The 15,459-nt window shown below is 50.9% G+C and carries 16 protein-coding genes; 9 read left to right on the forward strand and 7 right to left on the reverse strand.

Annotation, left to right across the window (positions count from 1 at the left end):
• Window positions 1-54: 54 nt before the first annotated feature.
• From B0I18_RS12295 to B0I18_RS12320, 6 genes are all read right to left on the reverse strand, one after another.
• Window positions 55-975: a hypothetical protein gene (locus tag B0I18_RS12295; RefSeq protein ID WP_106523020.1), complete on the reverse strand. Its 921-nt coding sequence runs from the start codon at window positions 973-975 to the stop codon at window positions 55-57.
• Window positions 976-987: 12 nt separating this feature from the next.
• Entirely contained in the window at window positions 988-2,034 is a 1,047-nt protein-coding gene (locus B0I18_RS12300) for a cytochrome-c peroxidase (protein ID WP_106523021.1), read from the reverse strand.
• 5 nt (window positions 2,035-2,039) lie between these two features.
• Window positions 2,040-2,855, reverse strand: coding sequence for an MbnP family protein (locus B0I18_RS12305; RefSeq protein WP_106523022.1), 816 nt, complete (start codon window positions 2,853-2,855; stop codon window positions 2,040-2,042).
• 352 nt (window positions 2,856-3,207) lie between these two features.
• Window positions 3,208-3,585 (reverse strand): hypothetical protein, encoded by a 378-nt coding sequence (locus B0I18_RS12310; RefSeq protein ID WP_106523023.1) that lies wholly within the window; start codon window positions 3,583-3,585, stop codon window positions 3,208-3,210.
• 72 nt (window positions 3,586-3,657) lie between these two features.
• Window positions 3,658-4,119: a peroxiredoxin family protein gene (locus B0I18_RS12315; protein WP_106523024.1), complete on the reverse strand. Its 462-nt coding sequence runs from the start codon at window positions 4,117-4,119 to the stop codon at window positions 3,658-3,660.
• A gap of 18 nt (window positions 4,120-4,137) precedes the next feature.
• Window positions 4,138-5,412, reverse strand: coding sequence for a hemolysin family protein (locus tag B0I18_RS12320; protein WP_106523025.1), 1,275 nt, complete (start codon window positions 5,410-5,412; stop codon window positions 4,138-4,140).
• Window positions 5,413-5,568: 156 nt separating this feature from the next.
• Here B0I18_RS12320 and nusB point away from each other — a divergent pair, with 156 nt between their 5' ends.
• From nusB to B0I18_RS12350, 6 genes are all read left to right on the forward strand, one after another.
• On the forward strand, window positions 5,569-6,501 hold the full coding sequence (gene nusB / locus B0I18_RS12325; RefSeq protein ID WP_245882096.1) for a transcription antitermination factor NusB: 933 nt from the start codon (window positions 5,569-5,571) through the stop codon (window positions 6,499-6,501).
• Window positions 6,502-6,707: 206 nt separating this feature from the next.
• Window positions 6,708-7,064, forward strand: a complete 357-nt coding sequence (gene yajC / locus B0I18_RS12330) for a preprotein translocase subunit YajC (RefSeq protein WP_106523027.1) — start codon at window positions 6,708-6,710, stop codon at window positions 7,062-7,064.
• A 34-nt stretch (window positions 7,065-7,098) separates the two neighbouring features.
• Window positions 7,099-7,695, forward strand: coding sequence for a dephospho-CoA kinase (coaE, locus tag B0I18_RS12335; RefSeq protein ID WP_106523028.1), 597 nt, complete (start codon window positions 7,099-7,101; stop codon window positions 7,693-7,695).
• A gap of 83 nt (window positions 7,696-7,778) precedes the next feature.
• Window positions 7,779-8,276, forward strand: coding sequence for a 6,7-dimethyl-8-ribityllumazine synthase (gene ribH, locus B0I18_RS12340; protein WP_106523029.1), 498 nt, complete (start codon window positions 7,779-7,781; stop codon window positions 8,274-8,276).
• 40 nt (window positions 8,277-8,316) lie between these two features.
• Window positions 8,317-9,081, forward strand: coding sequence for a methyltransferase domain-containing protein (locus B0I18_RS12345; RefSeq protein ID WP_106523030.1), 765 nt, complete (start codon window positions 8,317-8,319; stop codon window positions 9,079-9,081).
• A 131-nt stretch (window positions 9,082-9,212) separates the two neighbouring features.
• Complete coding sequence (locus tag B0I18_RS12350; RefSeq protein WP_106523031.1) at window positions 9,213-10,046, forward strand: endonuclease/exonuclease/phosphatase family protein; 834 nt, start codon at window positions 9,213-9,215, stop codon at window positions 10,044-10,046.
• A 34-nt stretch (window positions 10,047-10,080) separates the two neighbouring features.
• On the opposite strand, the gene B0I18_RS12355 is transcribed toward B0I18_RS12350, so the two are convergent.
• Window positions 10,081-11,115, reverse strand: coding sequence for a PhoH family protein (locus tag B0I18_RS12355; protein ID WP_106523032.1), 1,035 nt, complete (start codon window positions 11,113-11,115; stop codon window positions 10,081-10,083).
• Window positions 11,116-11,302: 187 nt separating this feature from the next.
• On the opposite strand from B0I18_RS12355, the gene B0I18_RS12360 reads away from it, so the two are divergent.
• The 3 genes from B0I18_RS12360 to B0I18_RS12370 all read left to right on the forward strand — a co-directional run bounded on the left by B0I18_RS12360 (window position 11,303) and on the right by B0I18_RS12370 (window position 15,404).
• On the forward strand, window positions 11,303-12,811 hold the full coding sequence (locus tag B0I18_RS12360; RefSeq protein WP_106523033.1) for a phytoene desaturase family protein: 1,509 nt from the start codon (window positions 11,303-11,305) through the stop codon (window positions 12,809-12,811).
• 81 nt (window positions 12,812-12,892) lie between these two features.
• Entirely contained in the window at window positions 12,893-13,231 is a 339-nt protein-coding gene (locus B0I18_RS12365; RefSeq protein ID WP_106523034.1) for an MmcQ/YjbR family DNA-binding protein, read from the forward strand.
• A gap of 289 nt (window positions 13,232-13,520) precedes the next feature.
• Window positions 13,521-15,404: a phage baseplate assembly protein V gene (locus tag B0I18_RS12370; RefSeq protein WP_106523035.1), complete on the forward strand. Its 1,884-nt coding sequence runs from the start codon at window positions 13,521-13,523 to the stop codon at window positions 15,402-15,404.
• The last annotated feature ends 55 nt before the right edge of the window (window positions 15,405-15,459 follow it).

Consider the following 15,459-nt stretch of genomic DNA (forward strand, 5'->3'; position numbering starts at 1 on the left):
ATACGGGATTGCAGGCTGCCGTTGTGTTTCCGGCGGGGTATACAGCGTTAATGCTTAGAACATCAGGGCTACGTGTACCATCATTTTGTTGTGTGCCTTTACGGCGCCGTTGGCCAGGTTCTGGCTGAAGGGAGGCTGCCAGTTGCCGCCCAGCGCGATCTTCTTATAGACCAGTTCGCCGCCTAAGGTGCCGAACAGGATGGTGCCGCCCGAGGTGTATACCGAGTAGCCACCGTCCAGGTCATGCACGGAGTTTTCATAACTGATACCGGCATTGGGCGCCAGCGTAGCCACATCCTTTATCCTGAATTTGTAATACAGCTGAGCGCTGCCGCTGAACTTATTGCCGTAATAATAGTCGTAACTATTGGTGGTATTGATCTTGTAACTGCCGGTCAGGTTCAGGCCTGCATCCTGCAGGCGTATATCGTACATGGCCGTAAGCATAAAGTCTACACTGCCTGTGCCCAGTTGGAAGAGGTTTGCGCTACGGCCAGTCTCGTCTTTATCTGCCGGTTCATACCTGCCGCTCGGCAATTTTACACCGCCACCGACCCACAGGTCATGGATCAGCAGCTTGCTTTTGCCTACGGTGCGGCGGGTATTCAGCAGGCGGTAAAAGCCTTGTATCGCGGCATCGCCGAGGCCGGTCTTGGAGTCGTTCTTTTCCTGGCTTTGTTTGGTGTTAAAAGCCAGCGGCACATAAGCCATCAGGCGTACGCGGTTGCCAAAGGTCCAGCCGCCCCACAGTTCAGCGGTATGATACCCTTCGTCGGTTGTGAGGTAGGAGGGCGCACCGCCGGGTCCAAGGTGGGTCTGCACCTGGTTATACCGGTAACGCAATCCTATGATCTGGGTATTGAACTCGGGCAGTATGCCGATATACGAACTGCCTGCACCGCAGCCGCATATATCGCAGGCCCATGTGCTCATGCTGTATAGCAACAGGAACAGCAGTACTGTTATTTTCTTCATAGCTTATCTTTTTTATTGCTCTGCGAGCATCTTATTCGTAATAAAGGTCCGGTCGTTCAGGGTTTGCAGGAAGGCCAGCAACGCGTTCTTTTCATCGGCGTTCAGCGGTATGCCCAATACACCGTTCTGCTGCAGCAGCGGGTCCAGGGTAGGGCTGTGCTGCACATTGCCGGAATACTGGTCCAGCACGGCTTCCAGGGTATAAAACCTCCCGTCGTGCATATAAGGCGCCGTGTACTGCAGGTTGCGCAGGCTGGGTACTTTAAACTTGTACTTGTCGCCATCCTGCAGCGTAATGTCGTAGCGGCCCGGATCGCCATTGAAACCTATGCCGATACCATTGTTGCGAAAGCTGTGATCGGTAAACAAAGGTTCGGTATGACAAGCGGCGCATTTCTGCTGGAACAGCTGATAACCCTGTGCTTCGAGCGTGGTAAATACCGCGCCTTCATGCCGTTGCACGCTGTCGTATTTGGAGTTGCTGCTGATGCACATGACCATAAACTGCGACAAGGCTTGCAGGAAGCGGGCCGAGGTAATTTCCGTGCTGCCAAAGGCTTTCCGGAACAGCTCCGGGTAGGCCGGTTGCGCGCGTAATTTGCTGAGCACATTGTCTACCGATTCATCCATTTCTTCATGTGCCGTGATCGGTGCAATGGGTTGCAGGTCGAGGTCGAATATACCGCCGTCCCACATAAAGGTCGGGTTCCAGGCCAGGTTCATGATCGGCGGCGAATTGCGTTTGCCCAGCCGGTCGTCGATACCATGGCTCACATCGTGGCCGTGGTGTGTAAAGGCTGCCGACTGGATATGGCAACTACCGCAGCTGATGGTATTGTTGCGGCTCAGCCTGGGCTCGTAAAAGAGTTTGCGCCCCAGCTCGAAGCCCGCTTCGGTTACGGGATTGGTATCAAAATGATACGCAGGCTCCGGGAAGTTGGCCGGCCGCTGGAAACCCAGGAAAGGCGCCACCACCTGCTCGATGATCTCCTTGCGGCATGCTGCAAGCGTAAGCACCATCAGGATGCCCAGGGTAACCTTGATGATATTGCGGTTCATAAGGTTTAGTTTTCGGTATGGTCATGACGGAACATCTGCATATAGTTGGCCGAGATCAGGAGGCTGAACTCGCTGAACATAACCGTAGGGTTTTCGGCGATACTGACCTGGGTAGGGCCGTTCATCACTTTTGCGATATCGACCATCAGGTGGATATTGCTCTTGCGGCCTTTACGTACCTGGGCTACGCCGGCCTGGCTAAGGTCCATGGTTACGGTACGGATATTGTTGACCGTTGGTGCGGAGTAGCCGCCAAAGCCGCCGATGTGGAAGCGATATTTTTGCTGGCCGCTTGGATCTACAGGCGCCGCGCCGGATATGCCTTCCATCTTAAAGAAGATATAACCGCTGTTCCAGCCCCAGTACATACCGTCTTCCATACCACCCGAAGGGTCAAGCACACCGGTACGGCGGCTTACATCCATCGTGCTGCGCAGGCTGTCCACACCAATGGTAAAGGTGAGCGAGGTATAGTCGCCTTCGGGTACATTTACCCTTGCTGAACCTTCTTCTTCCGACCCTTCGCGGATCAGGAAATAGCTGCTGTCCTGGGGCACTACATACTCTGTGCCGTCGGCTTTTTTTACTTTGATATTGCTGATGAAATACTGCAGCAGGGTTACATTAAAAGCCTCGCCTTTGGCATTGACATAGTTGCCGGTATTGAGATAGAGGTTTTGTCCGCCAACGATATTATCGAATTCGATAGAGAGCGGAGCTAAGTCCTGGTTGTTGAATACGGGTTCGTTTTTTTCTTTGCGGCAAGCCGATAAGGTAAGGGTAAGGCAAGCGATAAATAAGGCAAGTTTATGGAATTTCATTGTTGGTTTTTTAAAGTGTGAATATGGGAAGCCCTGTACCAGCAAGCATTTGATGGCAGGACAAACAGGACCGGTTATGCCGGTCGGCAACAGGTTAAAGGCAGTACAGGTCTGCGGCAGGCCAGGTTATTGCTGCCGGCCGGTGTACTTGCGGCAGGGCAATAACAGACCTTGCTACAGCCGTATAACGTCTGCGGGATCGGTAAGGATTAACAAGAAAAAGGAAAAGGCTGCAGGGCCTGTAAGTCGCCTGTATAGCGCATTTCAGGCAACAAAGGTCCTGTTCGTACCCGGGTACGAAACAATAGGGTAGTGGCATAAGCCAACCCACGGAAATACGGCGCACTGCAGATCAGCAGGCGTCCGGCGGATGAAAGCAGCTACGGGAAAAGGCCGAGGTATGGCCGATGGATAAGGGATGATGATACTGGGATGCAGGCTGGCCGGTAAATACAGGCTCTATGCGTACAAAAGAATGCTGGTCGATAAATACCACTTCGGAGAAGCGGCTGCTCTTTAATGGATCTTTCTGGTCTCTTTCTTCTTCCTGCTTGATCTTTTGTGCTACCTGGCATTTACCATCGCAATGCAGCTGGGGTCTTGCCTTGTTTACGCAATAACGTTCGTAAGCTTCTTTGTTGGTAAAATAACTCAGCACAATAATGCCCCTGCTCAACGATTGCGTGAGTAGGGCCGTGATGAGTAATATAACCAGGGAAAGCCGGAACATAAAGAAATGCAGGTCAGGGTATCATTAAAGAACGGATAACCGTAACGGTGCTGCAAAGGTAAGGGACAAAAGTTATTTCTGCGCCAATATCTTTTTTACTGATGTGACAGAGGGCAGTTCCCCAAAGGTTTTGAGCTGTTTCCTGTTTTTATCGTAGAGCACGATAAATGGCAGTTGACTGAAGTCGAACCAGCGGTGCATGCTTTCGGTATAATCGCGGAGCACGCGCAGGTTGCTGATATCGTAGAGGTCCATCATTTCTTCGAACATACGGATTGCCGGTTGTGTTTCGGCGCTTACCATCCATATTGTGGCCGGGTAAGCTTTAGCGGTAGTCTTTAACTGTTGTGCGGTATGTGTGCAATGATCGCAGTCGGAGCGGAAATAAACCAGCATCAGGGCCTTGCCTTTAGGTATATCCTGGGTGCTCAGGTTGTGGCCTTCCGTGTCCTGGAAACTGAGCCCGGGCATGTTTTGCGCCGGAGCGCCGGTAGCGATCAAAAGCGCTGCCAGCGCAGCAATCATGTATTTCATAAGGGATACCTAAGAAAGTTATATATGCAGGATCTTCAGCTTCACGGTTTCGATACGGGTATCGGTTACCAGCAGGATCTCGAACTCGAAATTATCGATAATGATCCGGTCCTTTTGCTTGGGTATCATTTCGTGGTTGGCGATGATAAAGCCGGATAAGGTATCGGCCTCGTCGGCAGGCAGTTCCAGGTCATACTTCTCATTCAGGTAATCGATCTCGAGCCTGCCGGAGAAGATGTATTCATTTTCGGAGATCTGCTTTTCGGTAAATTCTTCGGTATCGTATTCGTCTTTGATATCGCCGAAGATCTCTTCCAGCACGTCTTCCATGGTAACGAAGCCGGCGGTGCCGCCAAACTCGTCTACTACCCAGGCAATGCTTTTGCGCTCCTTGGTAAACTTATGCATCAGGTCGATAGCGCTCATGGTTTCGGGCACGGTCGGTATCGGGTGCAGGATGCTCTGTATCGTATCAGGACGGCGGTTCAGGTCGAGGTGGTGCGTATAACCGACTACATTATCCAGGTTGTCGTCATAGATCACGATCTTGGATAATTTGGTCTCCACGAATTTATCGCGCAGGTCCTTTACGGAGATATTGATATCGATGGCCGTGGTTTCGTTACGCGGCGTCATGCATTTGCGTACCTTTACCTTGGTCAGTTGTATCGCTCTTTCAAACAGTTCCTTATTGGTCTCTTCGATATCGGCATGACCCTGCATCGACTGGCGGAAAAACTGGCTGGTATTGATGCGTTCGAAAATGCTTTCTTTTTTATTGATCCTTACATTGAACAGGTATTTCAGTATAAACTCCGAAACACCGGTAAAAAGACGGGCAAAGGGCGCGGTAATATCGCATACGAAATTGATAAACCGGCTCCAGGTATTGAGCTTGGCTTCGGGGTGCAGTTCGAAGCTGCGTTTGGCGATCACGCCGATCGTACCCAGGATCACGAAAGTGGCGATCACGAAGTCGAGGATCATCTGCAGGTAATCGAATTCCTTAAGCGCGCCGCTAAAGGTGCTGGGAATATAATCGAGCAGGCGGGTGGTGAGCTTGGTCAGCAGGAAGCAAAAGCATACCAGTAACATATAAAAGCCGATCACCGTGGCGCTCCAGAAGCGTTCGGGATTGTCGAAAAAGGAGCCGAGTATCTTACCCGAAATACGACCCTGCTTCCGTTTGAGCTCGATCGTGAGCTTATTGGACGCAATGAACGCATATTCCACACCGGTAAGAATAACGATGAAAATCAGGCAGAGCAGGATCAATATGGCCGTAATACTCATATAGGGTTACAGGATAAGGGTACAGGACAAAAATAATAGTTTTTAGGTTATATAGCCCATTCGCTTATTTTTCGATACTTAATTTTTAAATTAGCTTACCTTTGCGCCTCTTTTTTAGAAAATATGATCAGTCGTAGAAATATCAGAGTTAAAGTGATGCAGTCCATTTACGCCCTGGATGCATACTCCGTTGCCCCCGGTGAAAAAGAACCGGAGGGCGGTATTCCCTCTCTCGAAGAGCTGGAAAAAAACGGGATCAGGGTGCTGGTGGAAAAGATCCAGCGCTCCTCCGATCTGTTTGCCCTTATGCTGTTGTATATCAGTAAAGTGGCCCAGTTTGCCGAGACCAGCGCCCGCCAGCGTGCTTCGAAATACCTGCCTACGGAGGCCGATATGCAGGTAAGTACCAAAATAGCCGGTAATACTTTTCTCTGGGAACTGCTCGAAAATGCCACCTTCCAGGAAAAAGTGAAGGAGGACAAACTGGAGCGCTTTATCGATGAAGAGCGGGTAAAGAAAATGTACCAGCAACTTACAGCATCGGAAGCCTACCAGGAGTATACCGCCGAGCAGAGCCGCAGCAATGCCGCCGAAAAGCAGATCATGTTGCAGATCTGGCGTAAGGAAATGATCGAAAACGAAGACTTCCTGGAGTATATCGGCGACGAATGGAGCGGTTGGGAAGATGACCAGGAAATGGTCGTGATGCTGATGGAAAACTATTTCCGCAACCACAAGAACGTCAACTTCCTCCAGTTTATCTCCGCCGAAAAACGCGAGTATGCCTATAGCCTGCTGAAAACCGTGCTGCAGAAGGACGACCACTGCATGGAGCTGATCAAACCCAAGTTGAAAAACTGGGATGCCGACCGTGTGGCGCTTATCGACCTGATCCTGCTTAAAATGGGTGTGGCCGAGCTGCTTTACTTCCCTACCATCCCGACCAAAGTAACCATCAACGAATACATCGAGATCGCCAAGAACTACAGCACCCCGCAAAGCGGCCAGTTTGTAAACGGCGTATTGGATAACCTGCTGAAGGAGTTGACGGCCGAAAACAAGATCCGTAAAATAGAACGTACCAAATAAGCCGGGCAAATACCCTGCGGAATAAGCGAAAACGATAACCCGTTTTCGCTTATTTTTTATTTAAAATACTGTTTGTTAGCGGCTTGTATGGATATGGGACGTGCCGATAAATAACCTTTATCTTTAAGATTGGATAACAAAAACGATTTCGGCAGAAACCTTATATTACGTACCTTTGCACCTCATTTTAAATTAAAGTTAATCAAATGACAACAACCTTTGCAAGTATTGTGCTTCAGGCGCCACCGCCCGGTGGAGGTATGATGATGCCTATCATGCTGGTAGGTATGATCGTGGTGATGTATTTCTTCATGATCCGCCCGCAACAGAAACGTGCTAAAGAGCAAAAGAAATTTGCCGAAAGTATGGGTACAGGCGACAAGATCGTGACCACTTCCGGTATGCACGGACGTATCGTTCGCTCTAATGACGATGGCACCCTCGTAATTGAAATTGACCGTAATACCAATATCACTATTGAACGCCAGGCGATCTCTATGGAGATGACTGCCGCTTTTAATAAGCGTACGGGTAATACATCGGCAGCAGCTGTTACCAAATAAGAACGGGTTTGTCCCGGCTTTAAACACTTTATACATGCTTAAAGTAGGAATTACCGGCGGTATCGGGTCGGGCAAAAGCCTGGTAGCCCGTATGTTCGAGGTGCTGGGTATACCGGTATTACATGCAGATGATACTGCAAAATACCTGATGCAGCACGATACAGACCTTATGGCCTCCATAAGCCGCATGTTCGGAAATGAAGTATATCAAAACGGTCGGCTTAACCGACCGTTTTTAGCATCCGTTGTTTTTTCCGACAAGGAGAAACTGGCCGGGCTCAACAGCCTGGTACACCCCGCAGTATTACGTTACGGGAAGGAATGGGCCGCAAGGCAGTCCTCGCCCTATACGCTTAAAGAAGCCGCAATCTTTTTCGAAAGCGGCAGCTATAAGGAAATGGATAAAATGATCGGCGTATATGCCCCTTACGAACTGCGCCTGCAGCGGGCTATGCAGCGCGACCAGGCCAGCGGGGATACGATAAAGCAACGCATGGCCCAGCAGATGGACGAAGAAGAAAAGATGAAGCGTTGCGATTACATTATCCGGAACGACGGCAGTATGTCTGTCATCAACCAGGTGCTCGATCTGCACCGTCAGTTTTGTGCTATGGCGTCCGGCAGGTTATAGCTTTTTTTATTTTCAAAAAAACGCCGGTCTGTAAGCTTATGCCCGGCGATGACCGGATCCTTACTCATTTAAACACCTGCCCAATGGCTCAATCATCAGATAGTAATACCTTACTCGATATTTCTGCGCTCACCCAAATGAAAGATACCCGCGTAGCCATCGTAGCTACCGAGTGGAACGATAAGATCGTGGCCGAACAGATTGCCGGCGCCAAACGTATCGCCGCGCAAACCGGCGCTGTTATTGCCCACGAAGTACTGGTACCCGGAAGTTTTGAAATTCCCTTTGCCTGCAAGGCCATATGGGACAACAAAGAGAACCTCTCCGAAGCGCCCGAAGCCATTATCGCCTTCGGCGCCGTGATCCGCGGTGGTACGCCCCATTTCGAATATGTATGCAAGGCCGTAACCGAAGGCATCCTGCAGCTCAACCTGATGCTGCCTGTACCGGTTATATTCGGCGTGCTGACGCTCGATACCGAGGAGCAGGCCTGGGAACGCCTGGGTGGCGTACACGGGCATAAGGGCGAAGAGGCAATGATCGCCGCCCTGAAAATGATCCGGATGAAAAACGAATTGTAACAGTCCTTACATCGGCTGTTTCCTTAAAAAATACAACGCTATGGCCTGGAATCCCGGAAAGTACAATGAATTTAAATCGGTACGGTTTAAACCCTTTTTCGACCTTGCCGCGCTGATCGAAGACCGCCCCGGTATGGAAGCGGTAGACCTGGGCTGCGGTACCGGCGAACAAACCGCTATGCTGGCCGGCCAGTTTGCCGATATGCATATACTCGGCATCGATAGTTCGGCCGAAATGCTTGCAGAAGCTGAGTCTTTCCGTAAAACCAATGTCTCTTTTGCCTTACAGACCATCGAGCAGACGATAACCACGGGCAAGCAATGGGACCTGGTCTTCTCGAATGCCGCCCTGCAATGGGTCGATAACCACGAACAGTTGTTCCCGGCCTTATTGGCGCGGCTGAAGCCCGGTGGCCAGGTAGCGATACAGATGCCCTGCCAGGAAGATAACCTCCTGAACCGGCTCCTGTATGCATTGGCCGGCGAAGAGCCTTTCTGTACGGCATTGCAGGGCTGGAACCGCCGGTCGCCCGTGCTGAGCATGGACGACTACGCCCAGTTGTTGTTTGCACAGGGCGGCCAGGAGATCACCGTACTGCAAAAGGTATACCCCTTGATTGCTGCCAGCCACGACGACCTGTTCCAGTTTATTTCCGGTTCGGCATTGATCCCGTATCTCGACAGGCTGGAAGGCCCGGTCAGGGACCAGTTCGTGCATACGTTCAGGCAACGTATCGCGGCAACTTTTCCTGTAGTGCCGGCCCTGTATGCCTTTAAGCGTATCCTTTTGTACGCGCAGTATTGATATACCGTACCGCCGGTTACTGTTGACAGGTGCATACAGGCCTGTAAGGATTACCTGTAACCGATTGCAGGTGGCATAATCCCTTGCGCCACAGTCCCTGCGGTATCCGCTTAATTTGTTTGTCCTCTTTTATGAAAAAAATACTGCTACTTGCGGCATGTCTCCTGGTCTGTATACAGTTGCACGCCGGTGTGCGTATCGGTAGCTGGAACCTGCAAAACTTCGGCGATAAAAAGCCGGATTCCGTACTGGCCGTTATTGCCCATACCGTTCGCGATCTCGATGTGGTTGCGCTCCAGGAAATATTGACCAGCAAGGGCGGGGCCAGGGCTGTGGCCCGGCTTGTAGCCCGGCTCAATGAGGGCGCCGTACAATGGGATTATGTGATCAGCGATCCTACGCGGTCTGAAAACCAGCAGGAGCAGGAACGTTATGCCTTTATCTGGAAGAAATCGCGGGTACAGCGCAAGGGCGCTTATACTCTTGCTTTGCCCTACCAGGACTCGATAAGCCGCGAACCTTTTCTCTGTACCTTCAGGGCAGAGGGTATGGAGTTTACCCTGGTCAATTTTCATGCATTACCCAAAAAGAAACAACCGGAAACGGAGATCCGCTACCTGCGTTATTTCCCGGGGTTATATGCCGGTAAACAGCTTATTTTCCTGGGCGATTTTAACTGCCCGCAAAGCCATACGGTATTCAACCCGCTTAAGGCCGGTGGTTACCGGCCTGCCCTCATGGGCGTACGGACCACGCTGCGGCAGGAATGCAAGGATGGGGAATGTATGGCTTCCGAGTACGATAATATCTTTTTCCCCGATGCCGGCTTCCGCCTGGAAGATAGCGGGGTATTGCCTTTCTACCGGCATTATAACGGAGACATGAAGCTGGCCCGCCGGCTGTCCGATCATGCCCCGGTTTTCGTGGAGCTTACCGTTAAAGAAAAAACCGTTCCCCACCCATAAGGGAGGAACGGCCTGTTCGTGTTTTTATGTTTGCTTATTGTTCGGTATTACCGGAATTGATCAGTGTTCTGCGCCTGCGTTCCAGGTTGTCGCTTTCCAGTTGTTCTTCACGCTCGGTTTCTTTTTCGTAGGCTTTGATCACCTGTTTTACCAGGCGGTGACGCACTACGTCATTTTCGCTGAGCTCGATATGGGCAATGCCGGGAATGTTCTTCAGGATGCGCACCGCTTTGCCCAGGCCCGATTTCTGGTTTTTAGGCAGATCGATCTGGGTAAGGTCGCCGGTAATGATGGCTTTGGCTGAGGGCCCGATACGGGTCAGGAACATACGCAGCTGCAGGTCGGTCGAGTTCTGTGCCTCATCGAGTATGATATAGGCGTTATCCAGCGTACGGCCGCGCATATAGGCCAGGGGCGCGATTTCGATCACTCGGTTGGCCATATAATAACTCAGTTTATCACTGGGGATCATATCGTCGAGGGCATCGTAGAGCGGGCGCAGGTAGGGATCGATCTTTTCCTTCAGATCGCCGGGCAGGAAGCCGAGGCTTTCGCCTGCTTCTACCGCCGGACGGGTCAGGATGATCTTCTTAACGGCTTTGTTCTTTAAAGCCCTTACCGCCAGCGCTACGGCAGTATAGGTTTTACCGGTACCCGCAGGCCCGATGGCGAAGATAATGTCGTTCTTTTCGGCTACGGCAGCCATCTTCTTCTGGTTCTGCGTTTTGGCACGGATCACTTTACCGTTGGGGCCGAATACCAGCACGTCGTTGCCGTCTATTATGTTAGCGTTTTCGCCGCTACCGTCTTCGTCCTCCGCATCACCAAGTATCTGTGCAAAATAATTTTCTGAAAGATGTCCGTTACGTTCGAGATACTTTACAATAAGGTCGATCTTTTCACGTGCGCTTTCCACTTCGTCAGGCTGTCCTGCGAGTTTTATCTGTTGCCCACGCGATAATATTTTTAACAACGGAAACTTTTTCTTGAGAATGTCGAACTTACTGTTGTTAACGCCAAAGAATTCGATGGGATTAACGGTCTCCAGGTTAATGATTGCTTCTGTCAAGGTAGGATCAGTTTTGATAATAGATAATAATAAAAGTAGGGATATTTTTTCTCTGAAAAATCATTATTTTAAGGTTAACAAATTTTATGCACCTTCTGTTCTTGCAATGTGGAAAAATAGTTTCATCTTCACCCGGTAAACCACCAATAAACAATAATTTTATTTTGATTTTATTTTTACCTGTCACATGCGGCAATTTGATGTAGTCGTTATCGGTTCCGGTCTGGGCGGGCTTTTGAGCGCTGTGATGCTTGCCAAAGAAGGCATGAGCGTTGCCGTAATAGAACAGAACAAACAAGTGGGCGGATGCCTGCAGACCTTCTCTTTCGACAAGAAAATATTCGACAGTTGCGTGCACTATATCGGCGCCGTAGACGAGGGGCAAACCCAGCACCGCATTTTCAGTTATGCGGGCATCATGGATGAGCTGAAGCTGAAGCGCATGGATAACGATTGCTTCGACGAGATCATCTTTGGCGACGATCCGCAGGTGTATCCCCAGGCACAGGGCGCAAGCAATTTTATCGCACAATTGGCGCCCCTGTTTCCCGGGCAGCAACCAGTGCTCGAACACTATATGGAAAGCCTGAAACAGGTGGGCGGCAGTTTTCCTTTATACGAACTGCGTACCGGCAGCGAATCCGAAAAAGACCTCGTCAGCCACTGGGAGGTTTACGAGACCCTGCAGCGGCTTGTGCCGGACGCCCGGCTGCGGAATGTACTGGCAGGTAATAACCTGCTGTACGCCGGAACCCGCGACCATACGCCCTTTTACCTGCATGCCCTCGTTTGCAAAAGTTATATCGACAGTGCCTATAAATGTAGCGGTGGCAGTTCGCAGATCGCCAAATTGCTCTGGAAGCGTTTGCAGGCCTACGGCGGCGAGGTATTCCGCAACGAAAAGGTTACCGGCCTGGCAGAGGAACAGGGCCTGCTGAAGGCTGCAACAACGGCATCGGGTGCTGTATACCATGGCCGCCAGTTTATCGCCAATGTACACCCGGCTACGGTAATGTCCTGGCTCGATAGTAACCAGATCAAACCCGGGTACCGTAAGCGGATCGCGGGTATCTCCACCTCCATATCGGCCTTTATGGTCAATATCGTGCTGGAGCCCGGCAGGATTCCTTATGCCAACCGCAACACCTATTGGAACCGTAGCGGTCAGTCCTTCGATGCGGTGCATTACCGACCCGGGGAATGGCCGGCCAATTACGCCCTGTATTATGGCGAAGATGCCTTAAGACCCGGCTTTGCCGATACGGTAGCCCTGCTCACCTATATGCACGACGAAGAGATGGCGCAATGGCAACATACCCATAACCGTACCGCGGAGACTTCGTCGCGCGAAGCGGCCTACCACGAATTCAAAGAACAGAAGGCGGCACAGCTGATCGATACGGTAGCACAACGGTACCCTGCAATAAAACAATACTTACTTTCTTTCAAAACAGCTACCCCGCTTACCTTCCGCGATTATATGGGTTCGCCGGACGGCGGCATATACGGCATGATGCCCGACGTACATCAGCCCATGCAGACCCGTGTGCCTATACGGACCAAAATACCGAACCTGTTGCTGGCCGGGCAGAATGTAGGCGTGCATGGTGTGCTGGGCGTAAGTATCAACGCGGTGGCCGCTACGGCCGAATTGCTGGGCATGGATTACCTGCTGCAAAAGATCAACCGGACATAAACTCCCTACCGGCTCAAAGTCCCTGGGAACAAGGATTATAGTAACAGGTTATAAAACAGGTCATTAATAAAAAATAACGTTATGGATATAGAAGCAATCAGGACTTATTGCCTGGGTAAAGAAGCGGTAGAGGAAGGTTTCCCTTTTGGCGAAACGACCCTGGTGTTCAAGACCGGCGGGAAGATCTTCCTGTTGCTGAGTCTTGATGCCGCGCCGCATACCTTTAATGTGAAATGCGATCCCGATCATGCCATTGAATTGCGGGAGCAATATCCCTGCATCCTGCCCGGTTATCATATGAATAAAAAACACTGGAACACGGTGGTGGTCGATGGCAGCCTGCCGGCCCGCGAACTCAAGGCGCTTATCGACGAGTCGTACGGGCTTGTGGCTAAGCCCGCTAAGAAAAAGAGCAAGTAATATACCTGTTTTCCGGTAGTTGTTGCCGGAGTAGCGCCTGGAAATCTTTATGGTATTGATTTCCAGGCTTGTTTGTTTTATCGTGGGCGTTGCCGGGGCGGGAGGCCGTTTTTAATCTCTTAACGTGGGCTAAAACCATTGTTAATTTCTTTCTAATACCATTCTGGCATAACCTTTCGTCGTTTTAAATTGTATTATTATTGCAATACAACGACTTTTAAGTTCTGATTTGGTATTACAACAGTGAGCGCGAAATCCTACTTAAGATGAACCATAAACTACTCCCATCATGATAGCAACATCCGGTATATCCCGTACGTTGATCCCCGCTAATATCGGCGCCAATATCTGGATCGGCGATAAAAATATAAGAGACATACATTCCCTGAAGATCACACAGCGGCACGCCGGTCACGACGAGCTGGAACTGCGTTTTTACCAGGACCAGGTGCAGCAGGAAGGCGCGATGATCTTCGAAGGCGCGGAGAAACTACTGGGGCAGGTGGCCGAGATCGTTGTCCGCGACCATAATGCAGCCGACGATAGCAAAAGGCTCGAACACCTGTTCGTAATCAGCCAGGTAAGCTTCGATCATAGTTCCCGTAATGAGGGTATCCTGGTACTGAAAGGCTTCGCACCTACCTATATCCTCGATGGGGCCCCCCATTATGAAAGCTTTTACCGGCAAAGTCTTTCTACGATCGCAAAAACGGTAAGCAAACCCCTCGAACGGCTCAAAAGCAAAATCAAAGCAGATCCTACACTCGACGATACCATCAGTTATGTAAGCCGCTACAACGAAAGCAGCTGGAACTTCCTGAAACGCATCAGTGCGGTAACCGGGCAATGGCTCTACTTCAGCGGTCGCGAACTGGTGTTCGGCAAACCCGAAACCCAGCAGAGCCGCGATCTCGTGTATGGTAATAATTGTTTTAACCTGGTATTGGGTATGCTGGCCAAACCCGTACTGGGCGGCTATTTCGACTACGAAGCGCCCGGGCATAACCCGATCGCCGTTGCCGCCAGTAATGATACCGACGTAGCGGATTCGGACCGGGGTTTTGCCTTTGGCAAAGCCAAGGGAATTTATGGGGAAGATAGCTTTACCCATCCCGTAGCTTTACCGGCCGATGCTCGTTTGTTGTCTGTGGCCGGTAAAAGCAAAGCCAATACCACGGCGGCCGACATGTATCATATCAGCGGCGAAAGCAACCTGCATGAGCTGCGTGTGGGTATGATCGCCAACCTGAAAATGAGGCGGGCCGGCGTTTCTGTAGAACATACACCGATAAGGATTACGGCTATCGTGCATGAGCTCGATGCCACCGGGCACTATGTCAATAGCTTTGAAGCCATAAGCGCTGAAAGCAATATGCCGCCCGCCATCAGCTTCGAACAACCGCGTACCCATTCCATGCCTGCCGAGGTGATCGACAATAAAGACCCGATGGGGCAGGGCAGGGTACAGGTGCGCTTCCTGGGCTGGCGGCAGGACCATAGCATGCAGCAAACCGACTGGATCAGGATACTGACGCCGGATGCAGGCAGCAGCGATGTGGTAGGTCAGAACCGCGGTTATGTATTTATACCCGAACCAGGCGACCAGGTGATGGTCGATTTTGAACAAAGTAATCCCGACCGGCCCTTTGTACAGGGCAGCATCTTCCACGGTAAGAATGGTAAAGGCGGCGGTACCGGTAACAATACCAAAAGCATCATGACCCGCAGCGGGCATACCTTCGAGATCAACGACGGCGACAACGGCACGCATATCATACTGCGCGATCCTTCCGGCAATGAGATCTACCTCGATACCCAGGGCCGCAACATCACCATTACCACACCCGAAACCATGACCCTGATCTCGAAGAATATGAAGATACAGGTAGAAGAAAACATGGACATCCAGGTGGGCAAAAACATAACCGAAAGGGCGGGCGAAAACAAAGCGCAATCCATAGGCAAACATAAACGCGTGAGCGTGGGTAAGAACTATGATCTTACGGCGACAGATATACGCGAAGAAGCCCTGGAAAGCTTTACCTCCGAATCGGTAACCTCCGAACATACGGCCTCCCAGGAGCTGAACATCAACAGCGTGGAAGGCTCTATCAAAAAGCATGCAGAACAGGAGATCCGGAACAACAGCGGCTCTAAAGGCCTGCTGTTCTAGCGTATAGCGTGGAAGCCGGCTGAGCGCCGGCTATTGTAAACCCTAATCCCTATTG

Origin of the sequence: Taibaiella chishuiensis (genome assembly GCF_003014535.1) — a bacterium.
Classification (GTDB): domain Bacteria; phylum Bacteroidota; class Bacteroidia; order Chitinophagales; family Chitinophagaceae; genus Taibaiella; species Taibaiella chishuiensis.

Coding starts and splice junctions, on each gene's coding strand:
- B0I18_RS12295 (WP_106523020.1), bottom strand. CDS start 975: ATGAAGAAAATAACAGTACTGCTGTTCCTGTTGCTATACAGCATGAGC.
- B0I18_RS12300 (WP_106523021.1), bottom strand. CDS start 2,034: ATGAACCGCAATATCATCAAGGTTACCCTGGGCATCCTGATGGTGCTT.
- B0I18_RS12305 (WP_106523022.1), bottom strand. CDS start 2,855: ATGAAATTCCATAAACTTGCCTTATTTATCGCTTGCCTTACCCTTACC.
- B0I18_RS12310 (WP_106523023.1), bottom strand. CDS start 3,585: ATGTTCCGGCTTTCCCTGGTTATATTACTCATCACGGCCCTACTCACG.
- B0I18_RS12315 (WP_106523024.1), bottom strand. CDS start 4,119: ATGAAATACATGATTGCTGCGCTGGCAGCGCTTTTGATCGCTACCGGC.
- B0I18_RS12320 (WP_106523025.1), bottom strand. CDS start 5,412: ATGAGTATTACGGCCATATTGATCCTGCTCTGCCTGATTTTCATCGTT.
- nusB (WP_245882096.1), top strand. CDS start 5,569: ATGCAGTCCATTTACGCCCTGGATGCATACTCCGTTGCCCCCGGTGAA.
- yajC (WP_106523027.1), top strand. CDS start 6,708: ATGACAACAACCTTTGCAAGTATTGTGCTTCAGGCGCCACCGCCCGGT.
- coaE (WP_106523028.1), top strand. CDS start 7,099: ATGCTTAAAGTAGGAATTACCGGCGGTATCGGGTCGGGCAAAAGCCTG.
- ribH (WP_106523029.1), top strand. CDS start 7,779: ATGGCTCAATCATCAGATAGTAATACCTTACTCGATATTTCTGCGCTC.
- B0I18_RS12345 (WP_106523030.1), top strand. CDS start 8,317: ATGGCCTGGAATCCCGGAAAGTACAATGAATTTAAATCGGTACGGTTT.
- B0I18_RS12350 (WP_106523031.1), top strand. CDS start 9,213: ATGAAAAAAATACTGCTACTTGCGGCATGTCTCCTGGTCTGTATACAG.
- B0I18_RS12360 (WP_106523033.1), top strand. CDS start 11,303: ATGCGGCAATTTGATGTAGTCGTTATCGGTTCCGGTCTGGGCGGGCTT.
- B0I18_RS12365 (WP_106523034.1), top strand. CDS start 12,893: ATGGATATAGAAGCAATCAGGACTTATTGCCTGGGTAAAGAAGCGGTA.
- B0I18_RS12370 (WP_106523035.1), top strand. CDS start 13,521: ATGATAGCAACATCCGGTATATCCCGTACGTTGATCCCCGCTAATATC.